The 20,893-nt window shown below is 43.9% G+C and carries 18 protein-coding genes; 8 read left to right on the top strand and 10 right to left on the bottom strand.

Annotated elements, in window-relative coordinates; genetic code table 11:
• Window positions 1-635 precede the first annotated feature (635 nt).
• From EO93_RS08070 to EO93_RS08060, 3 genes are all read right to left on the bottom strand, one after another.
• Window positions 636-1,097, bottom strand: coding sequence for a YqaA family protein (locus EO93_RS08070; protein ID WP_048138314.1), 462 nt, complete (start codon window positions 1,095-1,097; stop codon window positions 636-638).
• Window positions 1,098-1,327: 230 nt separating this feature from the next.
• Entirely contained in the window at window positions 1,328-3,910 is a 2,583-nt protein-coding gene (locus tag EO93_RS08065) for an S-layer protein domain-containing protein (protein ID WP_235284154.1), read from the bottom strand.
• A 495-nt stretch (window positions 3,911-4,405) separates the two neighbouring features.
• The gene (locus EO93_RS08060; RefSeq protein ID WP_048161950.1) at window positions 4,406-5,125 is read right to left on the bottom strand and encodes a queuosine precursor transporter; all 720 of its coding nucleotides are present in this window, start codon (window positions 5,123-5,125) and stop codon (window positions 4,406-4,408) included.
• Window positions 5,126-5,607: 482 nt separating this feature from the next.
• Here EO93_RS08060 and cca point away from each other — a divergent pair, with 482 nt between their 5' ends.
• A complete protein-coding gene (gene cca / locus EO93_RS08055) occupies window positions 5,608-6,972 on the top strand; it encodes a CCA tRNA nucleotidyltransferase (RefSeq protein WP_048161949.1) in 1,365 nt (454 codons plus the stop codon).
• A 75-nt stretch (window positions 6,973-7,047) separates the two neighbouring features.
• Here the strand turns inward: cca and EO93_RS08050 are convergent, their stop codons facing one another.
• The 7 genes from EO93_RS08050 to EO93_RS08020 all read right to left on the bottom strand — a co-directional run bounded on the left by EO93_RS08050 (window position 7,048) and on the right by EO93_RS08020 (window position 14,738).
• Window positions 7,048-7,896: a DNA-3-methyladenine glycosylase gene (locus EO93_RS08050; protein WP_048161948.1), complete on the bottom strand. Its 849-nt coding sequence runs from the start codon at window positions 7,894-7,896 to the stop codon at window positions 7,048-7,050.
• On the bottom strand, window positions 7,883-9,370 hold the full coding sequence (locus EO93_RS08045) for an ADP-dependent glucokinase/phosphofructokinase (RefSeq protein WP_048161947.1): 1,488 nt from the start codon (window positions 9,368-9,370) through the stop codon (window positions 7,883-7,885). The genes EO93_RS08050 and EO93_RS08045 overlap by 14 nt, the downstream gene beginning before the upstream one ends.
• Window positions 9,371-9,612: 242 nt before the next feature.
• Window positions 9,613-11,088, bottom strand: coding sequence for an ADP-specific phosphofructokinase (gene pfkC / locus EO93_RS08040; protein ID WP_048161946.1), 1,476 nt, complete (start codon window positions 11,086-11,088; stop codon window positions 9,613-9,615).
• Between the two features lie 292 nt (window positions 11,089-11,380).
• Window positions 11,381-12,568, bottom strand: coding sequence for a bifunctional ornithine acetyltransferase/N-acetylglutamate synthase (gene argJ / locus EO93_RS08035; RefSeq protein WP_048161945.1), 1,188 nt, complete (start codon window positions 12,566-12,568; stop codon window positions 11,381-11,383).
• Between the two features lie 15 nt (window positions 12,569-12,583).
• Window positions 12,584-13,048: a CBS domain-containing protein gene (locus EO93_RS08030; RefSeq protein ID WP_048132432.1), complete on the bottom strand. Its 465-nt coding sequence runs from the start codon at window positions 13,046-13,048 to the stop codon at window positions 12,584-12,586.
• Between the two features lie 74 nt (window positions 13,049-13,122).
• Entirely contained in the window at window positions 13,123-14,136 is a 1,014-nt protein-coding gene (argC, locus tag EO93_RS08025) for an N-acetyl-gamma-glutamyl-phosphate reductase (protein ID WP_048161943.1), read from the bottom strand.
• Window positions 14,137-14,240: 104 nt separating this feature from the next.
• Complete coding sequence (locus EO93_RS08020; RefSeq protein WP_048161941.1) at window positions 14,241-14,738, bottom strand: type IV pilin; 498 nt, start codon at window positions 14,736-14,738, stop codon at window positions 14,241-14,243.
• A gap of 236 nt (window positions 14,739-14,974) precedes the next feature.
• Here EO93_RS08020 and EO93_RS08015 point away from each other — a divergent pair, with 236 nt between their 5' ends.
• From EO93_RS08015 to EO93_RS07990, 7 genes are all read left to right on the top strand, one after another.
• Complete coding sequence (locus EO93_RS08015; RefSeq protein WP_048132437.1) at window positions 14,975-15,397, top strand: nucleoside 2-deoxyribosyltransferase; 423 nt, start codon at window positions 14,975-14,977, stop codon at window positions 15,395-15,397.
• Window positions 15,398-15,861: 464 nt separating this feature from the next.
• The gene (locus EO93_RS17365; protein WP_156161264.1) at window positions 15,862-16,029 is read left to right on the top strand and encodes a hypothetical protein; all 168 of its coding nucleotides are present in this window, start codon (window positions 15,862-15,864) and stop codon (window positions 16,027-16,029) included.
• Between the two features lie 404 nt (window positions 16,030-16,433).
• Entirely contained in the window at window positions 16,434-16,856 is a 423-nt protein-coding gene (locus EO93_RS08010; RefSeq protein ID WP_048161939.1) for an N-acetyltransferase, read from the top strand.
• 25 nt (window positions 16,857-16,881) lie between these two features.
• Window positions 16,882-17,085, top strand: a complete 204-nt coding sequence (locus EO93_RS08005; RefSeq protein ID WP_156161263.1) for a hypothetical protein — start codon at window positions 16,882-16,884, stop codon at window positions 17,083-17,085.
• Entirely contained in the window at window positions 17,075-18,061 is a 987-nt protein-coding gene (locus EO93_RS08000) for a hypothetical protein (protein WP_048161936.1), read from the top strand. Before EO93_RS08005 ends, EO93_RS08000 begins: the two co-directional genes overlap by 11 nt.
• 314 nt (window positions 18,062-18,375) lie before the next feature.
• Window positions 18,376-19,935 carry a class I SAM-dependent DNA methyltransferase gene (locus EO93_RS07995; protein ID WP_048161934.1) on the top strand — a complete coding sequence of 520 codons (1,560 nt, stop codon included), beginning with the start codon at window positions 18,376-18,378 and terminating at the stop codon, window positions 19,933-19,935.
• A 185-nt stretch (window positions 19,936-20,120) separates the two neighbouring features.
• Window positions 20,121-20,810 carry a PIN domain-containing protein gene (locus EO93_RS07990; RefSeq protein ID WP_048161933.1) on the top strand — a complete coding sequence of 230 codons (690 nt, stop codon included), beginning with the start codon at window positions 20,121-20,123 and terminating at the stop codon, window positions 20,808-20,810.
• Window positions 20,811-20,893 lie beyond the last annotated feature (83 nt).

Below are 20,893 nucleotides of genomic sequence, written 5' to 3'. Positions count from 1 at the left end.
GCAGGAGTCCATGAAAAGAACCGAAGAAAAAGACGATGAAATTCATTGCCAATAAATCAGGAAAGTATGTAATATAAAACAAAATTGCGTATAAATATGAATAATAAAATAAAAAGTAAAAAAAATAAAAAAATAAAAATGGAGGTTATAATCGAGCATATGCTCCGTTTTGAGGACCCGGAAGACAGGTCAGAATGGCAAGCAAAGCAAACAAAAATCAACTAAAATTGCTTTAGCAAAAAAGTATTGTACCCTGAGATATATAAGTATATCCATTTGGTTCGTTTAGAGAAAAAGTCTTGAAACAAGATCGTCAGAAAGGGTGTACTGTGGAAGAAAAATAAGAAGATTTAAAAGGAGAAGCTACCGAAATAAGGAAAATTCGTTTGAAAATGAAAGAAAATACAGTCGAAAAAGCAAAAAACAAAAAGCAAAAAAAAACAAAAAGCAAAATGCAAAATGCAAAACCTGAATAAACCGGGTTTGAAAAAATCAAACCTGCCCGCAACAAAAACCGTGAATCGAATCTATTGAAGCTGATGGGTCTTAAAACTCTTTTTACGTATACTATTTGTAAGCCTCGAATCCCATTTTACCTGGGATAAGTCCGGATTCATTTTGCCAATTGGCAGATCTTAAAATCCGCCATTAAAAAACACTACCGAATAAGCAAGTACGAAATAACGCGCGAATTTCCCCAGAAAGACCAGGATTGAAAAAGACCTGAAAGAAAGTTGCATAAGCCCTGCAACCATGGTAATCACATCCCCTATACCTGGCACCCAGGTGAAAAGAAGGGTATAGACTCCATATTTATTAAAAAGCCTTTCACTTTTTTCGAGCTTTTCCGGGGAAGGAGAAAGATACTTTTCAAGCACATGCCTCCCTTTTAAACCGAGGTAGTAAGTGGTGCATGACCCGAGAAAGTTGCCGGTGGTGGCTACCATAACGACAGTAAAAGGGCTAAACCCCTGGTAAACTAGAGCGATTACCAGAGCCTCCGACCCGAAAGGCAAGACTGTAGAAGCCAGAAAACTCAGGATAAAAAGGTTCAGATAACCGTAGTCAGTAATAAAGGCACTCAGGGTTTCAAGCATAGTACTCCTTCTCTTACATTCCTGCTTACTATTCTATTATATTATTTTATGCCTGCGTGAGGAAGCCTCCAGTAAAAGATCAAGGAAAGTGTTCGGTTAAGATATCCAGAGAACTATCAAATTAAGATCCGGAAAGCTATCAGGTTGAAAGATGCGAAGAAAAAAGAAGAAAAAGACCGGAATCAAAAATTAATTTCCGGCCCCTGCTGCAGAAGAAGTATCAAACCTGTTTAGTTCCTTCTTTTCCGGAGCAGTATAAATGCCGTGGCGAGTATTCCAAGAGTTGCAGTGCCGCTGAAGAAAGGAGTTGACTTCGTTACGTCATAACTTCCGCTCAGGCCTCCTACCTCAACCGTATATGTCCCTGCCTCTTCCTCGGTATGGGAGAATTCGACCACGGTACTTGCACCAGCTTCCAAACTCACGGGTTTGGAATCAACGGATTCATTGTTGACCAGCAGTTCCACTTCGGTTTCTCCTGCAATATTGCCGGTGTTTGTAACGTTCACCTTGATTGCAATTGCGTCTCCGCCCTTAACAGAAGCAGGCTCAATTGAGAAGTCCGAATATTCAAAATTGGCTTTGTCTTCAGAAACCTCAATAACCGTTTCTCCTTCCTCATAACCTGCCTTTGTAGCATTTACCGTATATGTACCTGGAGCAGTTACCCAGTAAGACACAGTGCCATCTGTACCCGTCTGTCCTTCAACGTTCTGTCCTCCGAAGAAGACATCTGCCCCGGAGACAGGTTTCTTTTCTACAGAGTCGGTAACCTTTATACTGATCTGGTCTCCTACCCTGACGGTTTCCGGAGAGATTGAGAGCAACAGCTTCAGGACACCTGCTCCGACAACATCCACATCCTTATTTCCGGGGATATATCCTGCCTTGTTTGCAGATAATGTGAATTTGCCTTCCTTGCCTGGGGTGTACGTAAGAGTTCCATCGTCTCCTGTGGTTCCGATACTCTCATCTTCAAGGAAGATTTCAACATCGCTGACTGAAACGTTTCTTGCCATGACCTGGATTTCTGCCGCCTGCCCGACCACAAGGACATCTGGAGCTTCAATTTCCAGCTGGTCCTGGGCAGCGCTCTCGACTTCAACAAAGGGATAGAAGCGCAGGACAGACGAATCAGCCACCTTGAACTTAACGTTGCCCATCAGGTCAATGGTATTGCCCTTTGAAAGGGAAATTGAATCCTCGTTTTTCATTGTGATTCCTGAGCTGGAAATAGTGCTTATTTCCATCCTGTCGAAAGAATCACCCTGGGAAAGCTCACTGTACTCGTCTGAGATCTGGAAGACCCCTTCTATAAACACAGCATCCGTTTCCCGCGACCGGAAGACAGTGCTTACGTGAACTGCGATCATCGGGACTTCTTCAGCTCCTCCGATGTCGGCTTCGTAGATGTAGTCCCCATTCTGGGAAACTATTCCCGAATCCAGCAGCTTCCCATCTTTATACAGCTCAAAAAGCACACTTTTTCCGTTAATATCGACTTCTGAAGCCTTGAGTGAGTAGCCGTTCTCGAGAACTATTGAAGAGCCCGTAAACATCGACTTTCTGTTATCGTCGTCAATCAGGACTTTTGCGAGGATATTGTCCGAAAGCACACTCACGCTCTTTGAATTTCCAAAGGTATTCGCAGGATAGCCCGCAAAATACTTCTCAGCCATGAACCCGATAACCTCATAGCTTCCCCAGCTTTCCTGCTCAAATTTCACAAGTGCCGGGCTGGTGGAATAAACAAGCGCTTCGTCATTAATTGACCTTCCACTGATTCCTTCTTTGAGGGTCAGGCTTTCGGTGGAGACATTTTCATCGATGCTGTAATAGAATCCTTCAAAGTTGAAAGGTGTCCAGACAGTTGTCTTAAACACTTCATCGTAGACCGTTCCTCTTAATTCATAGGTTCCGGGTTCGGAAGTCTCGACTATGGGAGCAAAGCGGAGTTCATTGGCATCAGCCACAACAAAGCTAAGTTTTCCCATTATGTCGATAGTATCTCCCTTGCTAAGGGTAATAGAATCACGGTTTTTCATTGTGATCCCGGAACTCGAAGTGGAACTTATTTCCATTTTCCCGAATCTGTCCCCATTCTCAATCTGGACGTATTCATCCGAGATCTGGAAAATACCTTCTACAAAAACCGCATTTGTCTCTCTACCACTGAAGATCTGAGCTAAATGGACTGCAATGAGAGGTACATCTTCTGCAGCCCCAAGCTTGGTTTCATAAACATAGTCACTGTTGGAAGAGAGGAAGTCTTCATCCACCACATCTCCGTCCTTTTCGAGCTGTACCCATACGGTATCCCCATTAATGTCCACTTCCACAATGTTCAGGGAATAACCTTCTTCGAGTATGAGAGAAGAGCCCGTGTACAGGGATTTCCTGTCATCACTATCAGTCAGGATCTTCGAAAGCTGTCCTTCCGAAATAACACTTATATCGTCCTTTACAAAGCTGGAATTTTCTGTGTACCCCGCAAAATACTTCTCAGCCATGAACCCTATAACCTGATAAGAGTCCCAGTCCCCAAATTCGAATTCCGTTTTAATGGGTCTTGTCTCATATTGCAATTCATTTTTCGGGATATTCCGGCTGCCTGCAGTAAGCTGGATCGTCATATTCTCGGAGCCTACTCCGGTATCCAGGTCATAGTAAAAACCCGAGTACGTCTGGGGCGTCCAGGTGTAAGTAAAGTTCTGGTTTGAGTTTTCGTCCCATATACGGTTGCCTTCTGAACTTGAAACCTGTGCAGCTGCCGTTTCACACAACAATCCGAGCACTATAATTAGACATAACATTTTTATATAATTTTTAATCCCCAAATTAGCCCTCCTTTTGATATAATGAAGCAGGGGTGCAGCCGTCCGGAAGCCTGAGAGAAAAATAGAAACAAAAAAAGTTTCCTGAACACTCCCTGGAAGTTTTCCTGAATCCTGATGCCCCCGTTTACTTTTAAAAATATTAAAATATTTAACTGTATACAGTTAAAGATATTGTATGGATAAGATAAAGATTTTTGGGTAATTGTAAGCATTAAATGAAAAACGAAATAAGAAATAATGGAAAAGGCAGGAGAATAGCGGAAAAAGAGAAATAAGGACATAAAAGAGAAATAAGGACATAAAAAAGAAATAAGGACATAAAAGAGAAATAAGGACATAAAAGAGATTAAAAAGTAAAATATAGTGACAAAATTGTTTAAAAAGAAAAATTGTGAGCTAAAAGAGCTTAAAAAAGTAAAATTGGGAGGGATATAAAATGTATATTACATTTTTCCCGTTAAGCATTATATTTTACTTTTCAAGCATTTTTTTGTAGAGCACAAACCAGGGATTATCCAGAAAACCGATTATATTCTTACTGATAAGCTGCCCTATAAACAGAGGGAGAACTGGCATAACTCCATAAAAAGCAATAAAAACAAAGATCAGAGAATCCAGAGTGAGATTTACAATGTCACTTGCACTTGAACGGAGCCAGATGTAAGGATTTATCAGGGTATCGTGCTTGAAGTTCTTTTCTTTTTCAAAAAAGCGTTTTTTAAGGGCTGCAAAGACCCAGGCGTCAAGGTTTGAACAGACCATAAAAGAGACCCAGCTTGCAATTGTAATCCTGATGCTCAGCCCAAAGAGGCTCTTCCAGGCATCTTCCAGCTCAAAGAAAGGAGCAGGGCTGAGATTTGAGACCATGCCTATGAAGAGCACGAATAATACCTGAGTCGCAAAAGCTATGAAAATAGAGATATGTGTTCTCCGCTCCCCATAGACCTCATTGATCATATCCACGACCTGAGCAATAAAAGGATAGATGAAAACTGCCGCGGGAGCATAGAAAGAGTAAAAACCAAGGTCAAATACAATAATGCGCGTGGCAAGGACCTGGGAAGCCGCCAGATAAACCACATAGAAAGCAGTGAGCACGGTAAAACCGTTTTCGGGCATTTTTTTGATAACATAAACAGACGCATAGGTAGCAATTGTTAGAGTGATAATCCAGTACAGCCATACGAACATTTTTTAACACAACCGGGTTTTATAGAGCTTGGAATGAACCGATGAGACTTGAAATAGAATGATAAGGACATGAAATGAGCTAAAAATTAAGAGAAGGTAAATCTGCAAACCTGCAAGATTCGGGAAATAGAAATACTGCCCATTTTATTTAAAGTGTGTATATATTCGTACCCCCGGAGTCTCCGGAGAATACCTTTATACCCGAGAATTCATCCCGCTCGAGAGGTTCCTCAGCCCTCCAATCTGGGAAATAGCCATCCTTTTTAAAATTCTACCCGGAGATCCATAAATTATAAGTTAAAAGAGAAGATTTCTGACCTGTAGAATCACAAATTAATTTCAGAATCACGAATTAACTCCATAACCATTACTAATCTCAGAATCATCAATAATCTCAGAATCATCAATAATCTCAGAATCGTCAATAACTGAACTGCAGAATCCTGCAGAATCAAGAAATAATATATGGAGCCGTCCCGGGCATGGAAACGTACACCAGCATTCCAGAAGACCTGAAGCTTGCCGTACTTGAAAAGGTTAAACCCACGGAAGCCGAAAGAAAAAAACTAACAGCAGTTCAGGAGGAACTTGCCGCAGAGGTAATAGCGGCAGCAGAGAAACTTTGTGTATCGGATATTTTAGTAAAAATGGTCGGTTCTGCTGCAAGAGGCACCTGGCTCTCAGGTACCCATGATATTGATGTTTTTATCAGCTTTCCTGAAGAAACACAGAGAAGAGATCTGGAAATCAGTGGCATGGAAATTGCAAGGGAAGTGGCAAAACACGCCGAACATGCCGAAGACCGCCATGCCGAACATCCTTACCTGAACATTATTTTCAAAGGCTTTGACGTGGACCTTGTCCCCTGCTTCCGGGTTGCTTCGGCATGCCAGCTCAAATCCGCAGTTGACAGGACGCCTTTCCACAATGAATTCGTAAAAACCCACATAAAAGGGCGGGAAGACGAGGTCCTGCTTATGAAGCAGTTCATGCGCGGAGGCGGAGTCTACGGCTCGGAGTTGAGGACGCAGGGCTTTTCAGGCTACCTGACCGAACTCCTGATAATTCACTATGGCTCTTTCGAAAATGCCGTAAAAGCAGCCTGTACCTGGAAACCCGGACAGAAAATAGACATTATGCAGCACTCGGAAATGGGACATAACGAGCCTCTTGTTATAGTAGACCCGACCGACCCGAAGCGGAATGTTGCAGCAGCCCTCTCCCTTGACAAATTCTGTATGTTTATAGACCACTGCAGGGAGTTTCTGGCAAACCCTGAACTCGAATTATTTTTCCCTGCCCCGCTCCTGCCGCTTGAAGACAAAGAACTTCTTGAGAAGCTGGAAAGCCGGAAAAGTTCACAGCTTGCAGTTGTCTTCAAAACCCCGGAAGTGGTCGAAGACGTGCTCTATCCGCAGCTCTATAAAATGGAACAGGCTACAGCTGCCCTCCTGAATGAATACGATTTTTCAGTGATCAAAACCGGGGTCTGGTCAGGGAACCCCGAAACCGTAATCATGCTCGAACTTATCTCAGGCACCCTACCCAACGTCAAGAAAAGAATAGGGCCTCCGGTCTGGGTCAGAGAACACGCTGATAAGTTCAAAGCCAAGTACGAAGGGGCTGAAAATGTTTTCGGAGGCTATATCGAAGGAGGAAAGTACGTCTTTGAAATCCAGCGCAAATACCCGACTGCGAAAGGGCTCCTTGAAGAACAGCTTGTAAACTGCTCCCTTGGAAAACATGTACACAGCAGCGTGAGTGAGGGCTTTGAGGTCCTTGAAGATGCAGCGATTTGCAGGATAAAAGACCCGGATTTCAGGGTTTTCTTGAGGAAATGGGTGTAAAAAGAATTTTTATTCATCAGATTCTAAGGAAAATGCTTAAAAAGAAATTAATAAAAAAGAGGTAGTAAAGAGAAATTAATACAGCGGAACAAAACCCTCCACCCTTTTCTGGTAAAAGAGGTACTGCTGAGCATATCCGCAATAGGGGCCGAAATATTCCCGTCCCCAGTCTCCCATTCTGCTCATGTTCGTGCAATTTTCAAAGAAATTGTCATCGATGTGGTAGTGCTGAATGATCTGCCTGATATGGGTATCTACGGGAAAGGCTTCCATTTTCTCGAAGGCGAAAAGAAGGACGCAGTCAGCAACCTTTTCCCCTATGCCGCGAATCCTCATGAGGCGTTCCCGCGCATACCTGTACTCCAGACGGTAGAGGACGTTAAGGTCAAGTTCGCCTGAAGCCACTTCTCTGGCTGCCTCTTTTATGCGCTCAGCCCTGAAGCCGAGCTTGCATTTGTCAAGCAGGGACAGATCTGCATTTGCAAGAGCTTCGGGATCCGGAAAACTGAAATATCCTTCTTCGAGCTCCTGTCCGAAAAACTGGCTCAGAAGGCAGATCCTTTTCTGAATTGTGGGGATGCTTGAAGCTGTTGCGAGCATGTAAGAAATCAGGCATTCCCAGGGGTCCTGTCTGATAAGATGCAGACCTCTGTATTTGCTGATCGCCCTGTTTATCAAAAGGTCTTTGTTTATGCTTTCATAGATCGAAGGCAGGTTGTCATCCAGCCGGAAATAATGAGATAAAAATTCTGGCGGAAGTTTGGAATTGACAAGCAGTTCCCCGCTGTCTTCCTCCTGAGAAAGCCGGATAACCTGGTCTCCGACAACTCCTGTCCACCAGTCCCCATCCTGTTTCCAGCGGAAAACCTGTCCGCAATCGAGGGTATAGTTCAGGTTAAAGATTTCGGGCTTAAGCCTGTACATCCAGTTCAAGCCCCCTTAGAAAAGTTCCTGCAGTTAGCGTGTCCCCGAGCCCCACGGTAGTTAGAGGAGATTTGCAGAGCAGTGTAGGGAGTATGCAGATTATGTAGCCTTCCATTAGAGCAAAAGCGCCCTGCCCACAGGGTTCTCCGCCGAATGCTTCAAGGAAAAGCCGCACCTGCTGCCTTCCAAACAGGCTCTCCTGAAGTTTTGAAGCTTCCTTTTCTACAAATTCCCGCCCTTCGAGCTTGCCTGAAGCCGCATATGCTCCAGCACACCTGAGCCCGAAGCCTATGGCTTCAAGATTTTTTTCGGCTGCTTTTAACAGGGAAGAGCTTTCTTTATCTTCCCATTTTCCTGAAATCCAGGGCTCTTCAGAACTCCCGGACTCCCCGGAAATTCCGGAACCACCAGAGTTTCCGGAATTCGGCTTAAAGGCAGCCAGGACAAACTCCCTTGTGTGAATGAAAAGTTTGCCGAGCCCATGTCGGGAAGCAAGTTTACAGGCTGCCATTCCTACAGCTTCGGCTTCCATACGCAAAATCTCTTCAGCCGGAATTCCGTGCAGGTTGTGAAGCATTGCAAGCTCGTCCTCGTTCATTCCGATGCTGTCTGATGTCCCGGCAAACTTTAGAAAGACAGCATTTGCAATTTCCCTGCTTGCAAAATGCCCGAATTCTACGTGGACCCTGAGCTTATCGTTCTTTGCCTTCCAGGCCTTGAGCCGGGAAAAAGAATTATCAAGGACCTCTTTGTAGGTGCTGCCGTCAGGATAGGTCTCAAGCAGAAGGTGAAAACCTGAAATCAGTGCTCCGTCCATCTCTCCGGCATGCTTCAGGGCATAGCTCTCAAAGGCAGGACTGGTAAAGAGCCTGAAATTTAAGTGGTCGCAGGTTGCTATGAAACGGTTTTCCCTCGGAGCCCTGACCTCAGTGCCGTAAAGGGAAAAGGTTTCGCCTTCGGAGAAATCAAAAACAAAATGTATGGGGTCCTGGTTGCTGAAAGAAGAAGGAGAAAAAGAGGAAGAGATGTAATTTCCAGGCCCGGCATCCGGTTTTTCATCTGTTTGCAGGTGGGCATCCGGGAAATATACTGCTTTTTCGGAGAATAGAGAAAGCTGGGTCTTTGAAGGAACTGCAACATTCGGGACTACTCTCGAAGCCCCGAGTTCGGAAAGGGCATTTGCCATTATCCCGGCGTTTCCGCCCATCCTTACAAGGGATTTATCAAAATAACGGTTCTTCAGAAACTCAAATACAGCCTGCTCAAAAACAAGCCATTCGGCTCCGCACCCGTTTTTCATACAATAGGCGAGCCCTGCCGCAAAATCGGCTTCCGAAAGGATTTTTCCGGGAGGATTTTCTATTTTTTCAAGGATTTCGGTCCTTTCAAAAGTACTCAGCAGCTCCGAGATTTCGGCTCCGCTTATCCGGTATACGGAATCTATGTTTACATTATAACCGCAAAGTATGTTCATCTAACCGGTTCCTGTAGATTCAAATGGAAAAGCAGCCTCTTTTTCAGGCATTCAGATTGGGAATTTTTCGATCCATTACAAGACGAGGCAGATAGAAAATCTGCCTCATGAGGCTTATTTTAGAGAATTTATTTGTAGAGAATTTTGTATAGAGAATTTATTTTTAGGGAATTTATTTTTAGGGAATTTATTTTTAGGGAATTTATTTTTAGAGAGTTTTGTTTAGAGAACTTTCAGAGAATTTATTTTCCTGCCTGTTTTTGTTTCATCTTCGCAAGCATGGCAGCAAAAGCGCCTGCTGAAATCGTATCTCCTATCCCTACCGTAGCTTTAGGCCTGTCTACTACCTTGGAAGGGATAAGAATAGCATCATGGTCCGGCCCGTAGATATATCCGTACTCAAACTCATCCGAACTGCAGAGCTTTCTTCCTGTGCAGTAAAGCTTGAAGTTTTCGAGATCTTCTAACCCTTTAACTGAGACAGGCACTTCCAGCCCGGCTTCGGCTTCCGTAAGGTTCTCGATATTTCCATTGAGGGCCTGGGCAGCTGCCAGAACCGAGGAAAAGAGCAGGGCGTCCCTCTGTTCTTTCAGGGTTAGAGGGTGGCCTTTTGCCAGGATGCAGATGTAAAAGCCAAGAGAGTGCACATGGACTCTCTCAAGGTCCAGGTCCTTCATGAGCTGGACAGCCCCCTGGTAGAGGGACATAATCCCGTTTTCTCCTTTCTTGATCACGGAATATGATAGTTCCTCATATCCCAGCACGTTCAGGGCATTTGCCACCTCCACGGTGTCAAGGCCCAGGGAATGGACATGCCTGGCAACAATTTCCGTAAGGATGGCTTTTCTTATCAGCCGGTTCTGGATGGATGTAAGTTCCACATGAATGCGGAGTTCGGGGTTCAGGGACTTCAGCTTTTCAATAACCTTTACGGAATGTTCAACATAATCTTTATAGGTGGACCCGTCCTCATATTCTTCTTTTATCATCTGATACCCGGAAAGCATTGCCCCGTCAACCGGGAGGAGGGAGTCAAGGTGTTCGTAAATCTGTTTATCCATATCCAGGCGGAGCCATTTTGGGCGGGAGGAAATGATCAGGCGGTTATCCCTCGGTACCTTGAAAGTGCTCCCGGCGCAGGTCACATTCAGGTCTTTGGAATATTCAAAGATCCAGTTAACCTTTGAGCCGGTCCCGGGCTTGAAGGCCTCTCCCGGGGGCTTCAGGAAGACTTTTCCATTTTCCACCATAGGGTGCAGGAGATTACCCGTAGCTGCAAAGTATTCTGCCTGTTCCTCAGAAAGCCAGGGAACATAAGCTACCACCTTTTTCAGCTCTAACCGGGCAAGGAGATTTGAAATAATCCCTGCCTGGCCGCCCATGCGGGCATAGTCAAAACCCAGGTGCTCCTTCAGCCATTCATGAGTATCTGCGGTATATGCAGGCACTTCTGCGGCTTTCCCTTCCCGCATGGAAATGAGCAAGCGGGCAACAAAGTCCAGAGGTTCTGCAATCTCTCTAGGGTATACCGCAACCCTGTCCTGAATTTCAGCCTCATCAAAAAGCCCGACAAGCTTTGACAGGTCTTCTTCAGTCAGGTGCCTGATAGCATCGATATTGCTGTTATAAGCTACAAACATCCCGTCCAGATAAGGAAGTGCTTCTTTTGCATCGTAAAACGCTTCTTTGTGACGCTGTTCCCATTCTTCTATGTCCACTTACGTAAACCCCCTGGGAATAAAACAAAGTATCCGGAATTAAGAAGTTTAATTGACCTTGAATAAAGGAAAATAAAGGGAAATGAATCAAAATAAAGGAAAATAAAGGAAAGTAAATCAGGGTTTTTGAGTACCCGGGATTATCCTGCTTATATTTTCCCTATTTCCCATTTTACGTTTATTTTATTTAACTTTGTGCAGATTGGAGACCTGAGGGCAGGTCAGGTTGATATGAATTCGAAATCGTGCTGTATGTTTTACATAATCTGGAAAGGCTGATCTGAATTCAGCATCATGTAGTATATTCTGCATTAATCCTTACATAGTCGTAAGTCAGGTCGCAGCCCCAGGCAGTTGCGGACTCCACTCCCATTCCAAAGTCAAGGGTAATGATAATTTCCTCATTTGCCATTATCTTTTTCAGGAGCGCAAGATCTGAAGCCCTGGAAATTTCTCCGGACTTCACAAGTTCGACTTCTTCTCCCCCTCCTGAGAAAGATAGGGAAAGCCTTTCCTGCTCAAGTTCGGCACCCGAGTATCCGGCAGCAGCTACAACCCTGCCCCAGTTGGGGTCCTTCCCGAAGATTGCGGACTTGACCAGAGGTGAGCGTACAATAGATTTTGCAGCAAGCCTGGCGTCTTCATAAGTTTTTGCGCCTATGACCCTGGCTTCGATAAGTTTCGTGGCTCCTTCCCCATCCTTTGCCATCTTTTTTGCAAGGTCCGTGAACACGTAAATCAGCCCATCCTCAAACTCGTCGAGGCACTCCATACAGGGCTTGACTCCGGACTTGCAGGTGGAGGTGAAAAGCGCCATATCATTCGTGCTTGTATCGCCGTCGACAACAACCATGTTGAAGGTTTTATCCACAGCTTTCCTGAGAGCCGCATCAAGGACATCTGCAGGCACTTTTGCATCGGTGTATGCAAAGCAGAGCATGGTCCCCATATTGGGCTCGATCATGCCCGAACCTTTTGCAATTGCCCCTATCCTGACCCCGCAGTCGAGTTCCACAGCCGCCTCTTTTAAGGTTTTATCAGTGGTCATAATCGCCTTTGCAGCTGCCCGGCTGCATTCAGGGGAACTGCCAAGCCCCTCAAGGACTTCAGGGAGATGTTCCCTGATCCAGGAAACGTCAAGCTTTCTGCCAATCACCCCAGTTGAGGCAACGGCAACAGTATCGGGATCGAGGTCAAGTTTTTCAGCGAGCGTAGAAGCCATTTCTATAGCATCCAGGAACCCATCATCGCCTGTAAAAGCATTGGCATTCCCGCTATTTGCAATTATAGCCGAAAGCCTCTGCTCGGTTTCGATCAGTTTTTTGCTCAGAATAACCGGAGCTGCAACCACCTTATTCTTTGTAAAAACACCTGCTGCAGGGCCTTCCGCAAGGATGACCGCAATTCCCATTTTTCCGGGTTTTATCCCGTTTGCAGTTACGCCCCTTACTGCACATATTCCACCCTCGATTTGCTTCATGAAAACACTCCTCATTCAAAGCTTTGCAAGGCCTTCAATAATATCTCCGCGCGTGACAATTCCAACCACATGGTCATTTTCCATGACCGGAAGCCTGTTGATCCTGTGCCTGACCATAAGTTCGGAGGCTTCTTCAACAGATGCTTCTGAAGAGATTGTGTGCACGTCCTTTGTCATCATCTCTTCAACCTTTGTAGAACCAACATCAGAAAGCATTTTTTTAGTTTCTTCCCAGCTAAGGAGTTCCCTTATTGGGACCTCTATGACTTCAAAAGGGCTTGGAAGCCAGAGGTTTCCTTTTTCTGGAATTACGAGTAGCTCGAGCAGGTCAGCCTCACTTACTATCCCTACAAGCTGTCCATCTTCAAGGACAGGAGCTCCACTGATATTGTTTTCCTTCAGGACTTTTGCAGCTTCCCGGACTGTATTGTCAGGCTTGCAGAAGACAACGTCAGAATTCATGACATCTTTTACTTTCATCGGACTACCCCAGAGATAAATTCCATTCTTTATTTTAATCCGTCACCAGTTATATGTTCTCGCCTGTTCTACCTTTACGGCGCTACCGCAGGTAGCCAGAGCCCGCGAGTCTCAGCCAGTCCGAACATAAGGTTCATGTTCTGGATAGCCTGCCCTGATGCGCCTTTGACAAGATTATCGATTGCCGAGAGCACTACAACCCTGTTATTTTCTTTATCTGCCTCAAAACCTATGTCACAGAAGTTAGATCCCCTGACCGCAGTAAGGGAAGGGACTCCTCCCGGAAGCCGGACAAAGGGTTTGCCCCTGTAAAACTCCTCATAAATCCCCTGCACATCTTCAGTAGAAAGAGGCTCTTTCGTAAAGAGATGAGCAGTTGTAAAGATCCCCCTGACGGATGGGATCACATGGGGAGTGAAGCTGATGTTCTTGAGCTTTCCGTCCAGTCTTGTCAATTCCTGGAAAATCTCAGCCCTGTGCCTGTGGGCTGTAAGCTTATACGGAATAATGTTTTCAGCGAGGTTCGGATAATGAGAGGTTGCCGTAGGCGAAATCCCGGCCCCTGAAATCCCTGTTTTGGAATCAAAGACTGCAATATCGATTAACCCTGCTGCCGCAAGAGGGGCTGCTGCAAGGGTTGCTCCGGTAGGAAAACAGCCCGGATTTGCCACAAGCTCTTCCTTTGCAGCTTCAGGGTGAAGTTCTACCAGTCCGTAAACTGTTTTCCTGGGGTCTTTGTGCTCCATTCCATAAATTTTTTCAAATACCGGGATATCAAGCCTGTAGTCTGCACTGAGATCGATCACCTTTGTGCTGCCGTCGAGCAGTTCAGGCACATAATTCATAGCAGTCCCGTGAGGCACCGCCACGAACACAACATCACAGCGCTCCCGGATTTCTTCGGGATCCGGATTTTCATACTTTAAGTCCAGAAAACCTTCGAGGTGCCTATGGGTGCTTGTTACGGGTTTTCCTGCAAGACTCCGCGAAGTTGCCAGCTCAAGCCTGACATCGGGGTGGTTTACCAGTAAGCGGAGGAGTTCTCCTCCTGTATATCCGGAAGCTCCTATAATTCCTGCCTTAATCATAAGTACTCACTGCCAGTGTAATGTCAATACAAGATAATTAAGCTTGTTATCGAAAAAACCAGAGAGATGGCTCTAAGGGCTGTTGACCGGGGAAAAGAATACACTCATAAAGGTAATTCCGGCTTTATAACCATCTGCCTTTTGACCTCAAGTTCACGCTTTGCAATAAGGGCACCGCTTTCGTAATCAACCACTTTTACAGAAACCCTATCTCCAGGCTCCAGTTTCATTGCAGGCAGCTCCTCACTCTTATTCAGATCAAGAGTTCTGATTTCACCGACTCCAAGGGTGCCCAGTGCAGAGTCATTGAGCGGGTATGAAGTCCCATTAATATCCATAATAACAGATAGTGAAGAACTGTCGAAAAATAGATGATCTCCCCCATCATGTTTGAACTCAAGTGAACTGCCATCATCCGAAAAATAAACAGTAAGTTTTGCTGCTGGTGACCCTTTGTGGAAGGAATCCGCATATCCCGAAAAAATAACTGCTGAAACGAGGCCTGCTAGAATGAAAACAATTGCAATTGAAAGTGCCGTCCCGATAACAGGAGCGGTTCCTTTTTCATCTGAAAACGCGACTACGGAAAAATTTTTGGTCATCATATTACCCCCTGAATAGAAAAATCGTACAAATAATATTAAGACAGTGTAGTTTAAATTTCTAGATATATAAGTTTATTCCAAACAGTTCCGGGCAGGTTCATATCAGCTTCAATCAAGAGCAAAGATATGAAAAACCTGTAGTAAAAGGCAAACTATTTTACCTTTATCAACCTTATTTCCTGCAAGAAAATTCTTATAAGTGCTGACTTCCGGAGTGACAGGAGGAAAGAAACTTGAGCAAAAAAAAGATAATATACCTTGCAGGCCCACTCTTCACGCATGCCGAACTCGAATACAACCTGAAATTGAAGGATATGCTGCTCAACAATGGCTTTTCCGTTTTTTTGCCCCAGGAAGATGCAGAAGATGCGGCACAGGAGCGCGAAAGACAGAACCAGGAATGTATCTTCAGGAAATGCGTGGAAGGTGTGGATACCTCAGACCTTGTTGTCGCAATCCTTGACGGGGTGGACGTGGACTCCGGGACAGCCTGGGAGATAGGCTATGCCTATGCAAAAGGAAAACCTGTTATAGGACTCAGGACTGATTTCAGGGAGCTTTCGGACGGAATCGTGAACCTGATGGTGGAAATGGCCATCGTTTCCCTGGCAAAAGATGAAGAAGAATTGCTGAAAGTAACGGAAAAATTCCGATAATTTATTTCTTTTTTATTGTATGTTTATAACCGGGTGCACATCTGAGTTGTCTTATTTGTCTCATTTATCTTATTTGTCTCATTTATCTTATTTGTCTCATTTATCTTATTTGTCTCATTTATCTTATTTGTCTCATTTATCTTATTTGTCTCATTTATCTTATTTGTCTCATTTGTTTCCCAATTTGTCTTCCCGGTTTACCATTAAAGGTAAGTCCCTTTGCCGTTTTCTAAAATCATTTCGCAAAAAAAGAGAGGGATAAAGCCTGTGAACTGAGTCTTAAAAATAACCTTTAGGTTTACAGATAACTCACAAATAGTCGTTTTTATTTTATATATATTATCCCTCAAATGAGATAATTATTAAAAAAGATTCAACGTCCGTAGCCATAAAATATAATGATTATTAATTTGAAAAATGTATATATGGCAGGCCCGACATATTATGTATAGGAGGTTAAGAAAATGACCTTTCCAAAAGGATACACTTTCACAAAGGTGAAGACATCACACGGGCCCGAGATGTACGTGACCCGGTTTGGGAAACTGGTAAAGGTTGTACCCTGCAACCCGCAGGTGAAAATATCCGAAAGATATGCAAGTAACTTGATCAGGCAGATCGAGTCAGATTAAAAGATAAGAATCAAAGATAAGAAATTATCCGAAAATAAATTATCCGACTTTTTCTTTTTGACTCGGACCATTTTCTTCAAAGCCCTTTTTCGGCCGAACCACTTTCGGTTCATTCTTTTCTGCATAACTGACACATAATGTACCGATCCTTTTTTCAACACCATCCTGTAACCTGAATTCTCCAGTCTGGCACTTATTAAACTGAATAAACTGAATAAACTGAACTTTCCACGTGGAATCTGTTAACCGGATACTTTTCCAGCAGGAGCCTCTGAACCGGAGATGAGGATGTAGCCTGAGAAATTAACACATCGCCCAATAGATTCCACCATCCAAGATATAAGGATATAATTTTAATTTTATATCAATAAAATAATCCTAACAAAAGAGAGGAATCGGATAAATTGATCAGAACTTACAGGGAAACAGACCTTGAAGAGATGGTAAGGATCTGGTACGATGCATCCATCATTGCCCACCCCTTTATGCCAGCTTCTTTCTGGGCTTCTTATAAATCCGCAATGAAGGAAAAGTACCTGCCTCTTGCAGAAAATTATGTTTTTGAACAGGAAGGAAAGATTACAGGCTTTATTTCGCTTGCCGGAGAGAGGGTATGTGCCCTCTTCGTAGCTCCCGAAGCGCAGGGGAGAGGAACAGGGAAAGCTCTTCTCGAGTACGCAAAAGCCCTGAAAGGTAGGCTTTCCCTTAAGGTCTACAGGGATAACAAAAAAGCTATCCTCTTTTATGAAAAGAGCGGGCTTAGAGCAGCCGGGGAAGAGGTTGATGAGCATACGGGCTGCTACCAGATTTTGATGGAGTGGGAATAAAGTTCCAATCCGGGGCTTCAAGACTTTGATGTATGAAGGCTTTGATGCATGTTCAGTTTTAAGGGCACTTACTGAACACAATGGAGTGTCACGAAAGAGAAGAAGGAAGAAAAAAGAAAGAGAAGAAGGAAGAAAAAAGAAAGAGAAGAAGAAAGAAAAAGAAAGTAAAGAAGGAAGGAAGGAAGGAAGGAAGGCAAGGAGTAAAGGAGAGAAAAGCGATGGACCATGAAACTGGAGATAGATCCATTAAAGGGGGAGAAGATTCACTTTTCCGGCATCTTGCACCCGATACGCCGGAAGTAAAGAAGATAAAAAGCCTGCAGGGTATAGAGTATGAATACGCCGAGCATATAGGAATAACAGAATATTCAATTGCCAGGCATTTTTGCGAGGCTGACAGAAAAATAAAGGATAGGGATGCAGTATCGGCATTAAAGAATATCAGAAAAAACGACAACAAAGATGTTTCTTTTTTTAAACAGGACCTTGAAAAAGAAATTGTCAAAAACCTGATAGAACTCCTTAAAGAAAAACCAGTTGCCCACCATGAATTGAAGCTGGTAATAGACTACGTTTTAGAGATTATCGAGAACAGATCATGGATGGAAGATGAACAGGCATACATAAAGTGGGTAGCTTACGTCATGAACCTATTCACAGAAGAAGAGAATGAAGAGTATGAGAAGAGCATAAAACAGCTTGCTGCTAAACTGGGTTTGTCCGATAAACACGCGGAACTCATTCTCATGAAAGGGGACGAGGAAGATTATTTCGAATTTGTAGAGGAATATGGAGAAGAAAATGAAGTAGAGGAAAGGGATGAAAGAGAAGAGCTGACCGAAGAAGAGATGATGGCAGAAGTAGAAAGCAGGTTCCTTTCAATGGAAGACCCTGAAAAATTCGATTTCCTGCTGGAAAACGGCCCGGAGTTTTACGAACTTACAGGACTTTACATCTCCGAACTGTCAGAAAATGGTGAATTTGGGAAGATTCAGGAACTTTACACCAAACTCACTGAGAAATACGACGACTTCATTTACCTGTACGTTTTCATGGGAGCAACCTACCTTGAAATGGACCCTGCCCTTGCAAAATCCTATTTTGAACAGGCACTAAGAGCCCTCGATAAACTCAATGACCTTTCGGACTCCACAAAAGAAAGATTAAGAGCAAACTTCCTCGCCCTGATCGAGAAAATAAATTGATTACAAACGGGGCTGGGTATAAGGATCCGGATATAAACAGGTGAAAAGCCGGACAGCTTTTTTATCCGAAGGTCTTTTCATGAGGGAAACCTGCCAGATAAACCTTTTTCGTCAAGAAGATTTTATTTACTGCCTGAGAAGAAGTATTTTGTCTTAAAATGCAGAAGTAACTGATAGGTCACTACACTCTGTAAATTGCACTCTGTAAAGCGTAGAATATTGCTACACCAAACACTGCTCATAATCAGCAATATTATAACAGTTCACGGATTATCCTAAGCCATCATAAGCCATCATTACAGTGTTGATCATCAATGGCAAAAAACACAGCAAGCTCAAACGGCGCAAACCTCGGTTTTGAAGAAAAACTCTGGCAGACAGCGGATAAGCTCAGAAACAACATGGACGCAGCGGAGTACAAACACGTCGTACTCGGCCTGATATTTCTGAAATACATCTCGGATGCTTTTGAAGAGATGCACGAAAAACTACTCTCGGAAGTCGAGGAAGGTGCTGACCCGGAAGACCCGGAAGAATACCTTGCAGAAAACATCTTCTGGGTGCCTCCCGAGGCCCGCTGGAGCCACCTGAAAAGAAGCGCAAAGCAACCCACCATAGGAAAAATTGTGGACGACGCCATGACCGCAATCGAGCGGGACAATAACACCCTGAAAGGCGTGCTTCCGAAGAACTACGCGCGGGAAGGGCTTGACAAGCAGCGCCTGGGCGAGCTGATCGACCTTGTGGGCACAATCGGCCTCGGGGATAAGGAGAGCCGCAGTAAAGACGTGCTCGGCAGGGTCTACGAATATTTCCTCGGCATGTTTGCAGATGCAGAAGGCAAGCGCGGCGGCCAGTTCTACACCCCAAGGAGCATAGTCCGGGTCCTTGTAGAGATGATAGAACCCTATCGCGGCCGAATTTATGACCCCTGCTGCGGCTCGGGGGGGATGTTTGTCCAGAGCGAGAAATTCATTGAAGCCCACGACGGACGCCTTGAAAACATCTCCGTTTCCGGCCAGGAATCAAACCAGACCACCTGGCGCCTCTGCAAAATGAACCTCGCTATCCGCGGCATAGACAACGACGGAATCAAATGGGGCGACACTTTCCATAACGACCTGCACAAAGACCTGAAAGCCGATTTCATCCTCTCAAACCCACCTTTCAACGATTCCGACTGGAAAGGCGAACTCCTGGCTGAAGACGCCCGCTGGAAATTCGGATTACCACCCAGAGGCAACGCAAACTTCGCCTGGGTCCAGCACTACATTCACCATCTCTCCTCCCCGACCGGAATTGCAGGCTTCGTCCTGGCGAACGGCTCAATGTCTTCAAATACCTCCGGTGAAGGCGAGATCCGGAAAAATATCATCGAAGCCGACCTTGTTGACTGTATGATAGCCCTTCCCGGCCAGCTCTTTTACAACACCGCAATTCCAGCCTGCCTCTGGTTCCTGGCTCGCGACAAGAAGAACAGCGGTTTCCGCGACCGGCGCGGAGAAGTCCTCTTTATTGACGCCCGGAACATGGGAGTTTTGCGGGACCGCACCCACCGCGAACTTACAGATGAAGAAGTCCGGAAGATTGCCGACACCTACCATGCCTGGCGCGGGGAAAAAGTAGAATGTGGAAAATACGAAGATGTCCCCGGCTTCTGTAAAGCTGCAACCCTCGAAGAGATCAAAAAGCACGATTATATCCTGACACCCGGCCGTTATGTGGGTTTAGAAGAAGCTGAAGAAGACGATGAAGACAACTTTGAAATGAAAATGAAAGATCTGACTGCTGGACTTTCGGAGCAGTTTAGGAAGTCGGAAGAATTGGAGAGGAAAATCAAGAAAAGTCTGGAAGGTCTTGGATATAAATTTTGATTTCAAGCCTAATGAATCTAAAATTCTTAAGCTGAAATGAATAATACCGATATTTCCAAAAGCATAGATTTCTATAAACAACTTTCTCACTGCAAAAAAGAAAACAAAAAAGGATTAATCCAAAATCACATTAAAAAATAACTGAATTAACTAACAAAAACCCTGGAATTAAAAGTAGATGGGAAGTGAAAAAAATTATCGACTTATGTAAATTATTCATTTATTTTGATACAAATAATCTAAGGTCAATATCTGACAAAGAAGTAGTTTACAACAAATTTGAATTAAGCAATGGGTTTTATCGAATAGAAAATTACTTGAAAAGGACGTCTCTCTCAAACAATGTGACACTTGCAATTTCTGAAATTGTACTCATGGAACTTATTGAACAAAAAATAAATCAATATAATTCCGACAAAGAAAATTATTATAAACTTAAAGAAACGGTCAAAACAAAATATGAGAAGCTTAAAGAAATGGACGAAAAAATTTCGATGTTAACTCAATCAAAATATATTGAAGGATTTGAATTAAAAGTCAAAGATTATTCTTTCGATTGCCCATCTGCAATTTCAGAAATGGCAAAAGAGTATATTTCAAAAAAGGAAATTGAAATTGTAAAAGTTCCTGAGGAAACGCCTATCAAAGCAACTATTTTTGACAGCATGATTAAAAGGGCCATTCGAAAACAGTATCCTTTCCAAAAATATAATTCAAATGGAAAGAATTTCTCAGATGCCGGATTCAAAGATGTTTTAATTTGGGAATCACTCTTAAATTATAATGGGATAAAAACATATGATGAAGTTATCTTTGTAACAGGTGATAATGTTTTTATCAATTGTATAAGTGAATTCAATGAACTAGTGTCTTAGAAACTTAATTATGGTGCATAATATTTAGACATTTTCTCATCAGCAACTTTTCTCGTAAACTTCCAGTTGATCTTATTTTCATG

Origin of the sequence: Methanosarcina sp. 1.H.A.2.2 (assembly GCF_000979975.1) — an archaeon.
GTDB lineage: Archaea > Halobacteriota > Methanosarcinia > Methanosarcinales > Methanosarcinaceae > Methanosarcina.
Note: the sequence above shows the minus strand (reverse complement) of the source record. Positions and strands in the feature narration are given on the sequence as shown.

What these genes read in the sequence shown, in the direction of transcription:
- EO93_RS08070 (WP_048138314.1), bottom strand. Translation starts at nt 1,097, where the DNA reads ATGCTTGAAACCCTGAGTGCCTTTATTACTGACTACGGTTATCTGAAC.
- EO93_RS08065 (WP_235284154.1), bottom strand. Translation starts at nt 3,910, where the DNA reads ATGTTATGTCTAATTATAGTGCTCGGATTGTTGTGTGAAACGGCAGCT.
- EO93_RS08060 (WP_048161950.1), bottom strand. Translation starts at nt 5,125, where the DNA reads ATGTTCGTATGGCTGTACTGGATTATCACTCTAACAATTGCTACCTAT.
- cca (WP_048161949.1), top strand. Translation starts at nt 5,608, where the DNA reads ATGGAAACGTACACCAGCATTCCAGAAGACCTGAAGCTTGCCGTACTT.
- EO93_RS08050 (WP_048161948.1), bottom strand. Translation starts at nt 7,896, where the DNA reads ATGTACAGGCTTAAGCCCGAAATCTTTAACCTGAACTATACCCTCGAT.
- EO93_RS08045 (WP_048161947.1), bottom strand. Translation starts at nt 9,370, where the DNA reads ATGAACATACTTTGCGGTTATAATGTAAACATAGATTCCGTATACCGG.
- argJ (WP_048161945.1), bottom strand. Translation starts at nt 12,568, where the DNA reads ATGAAGCAAATCGAGGGTGGAATATGTGCAGTAAGGGGCGTAACTGCA.
- EO93_RS08030 (WP_048132432.1), bottom strand. Translation starts at nt 13,048, where the DNA reads ATGAAAGTAAAAGATGTCATGAATTCTGACGTTGTCTTCTGCAAGCCT.
- argC (WP_048161943.1), bottom strand. Translation starts at nt 14,136, where the DNA reads ATGATTAAGGCAGGAATTATAGGAGCTTCCGGATATACAGGAGGAGAA.
- EO93_RS08020 (WP_048161941.1), bottom strand. Translation starts at nt 14,738, where the DNA reads ATGACCAAAAATTTTTCCGTAGTCGCGTTTTCAGATGAAAAAGGAACC.
- EO93_RS17365 (WP_156161264.1), top strand. Translation starts at nt 15,862, where the DNA reads ATGACCTTTCCAAAAGGATACACTTTCACAAAGGTGAAGACATCACAC.
- EO93_RS08000 (WP_048161936.1), top strand. Translation starts at nt 17,075, where the DNA reads ATGGACCATGAAACTGGAGATAGATCCATTAAAGGGGGAGAAGATTCA.
- EO93_RS07995 (WP_048161934.1), top strand. Translation starts at nt 18,376, where the DNA reads ATGGCAAAAAACACAGCAAGCTCAAACGGCGCAAACCTCGGTTTTGAA.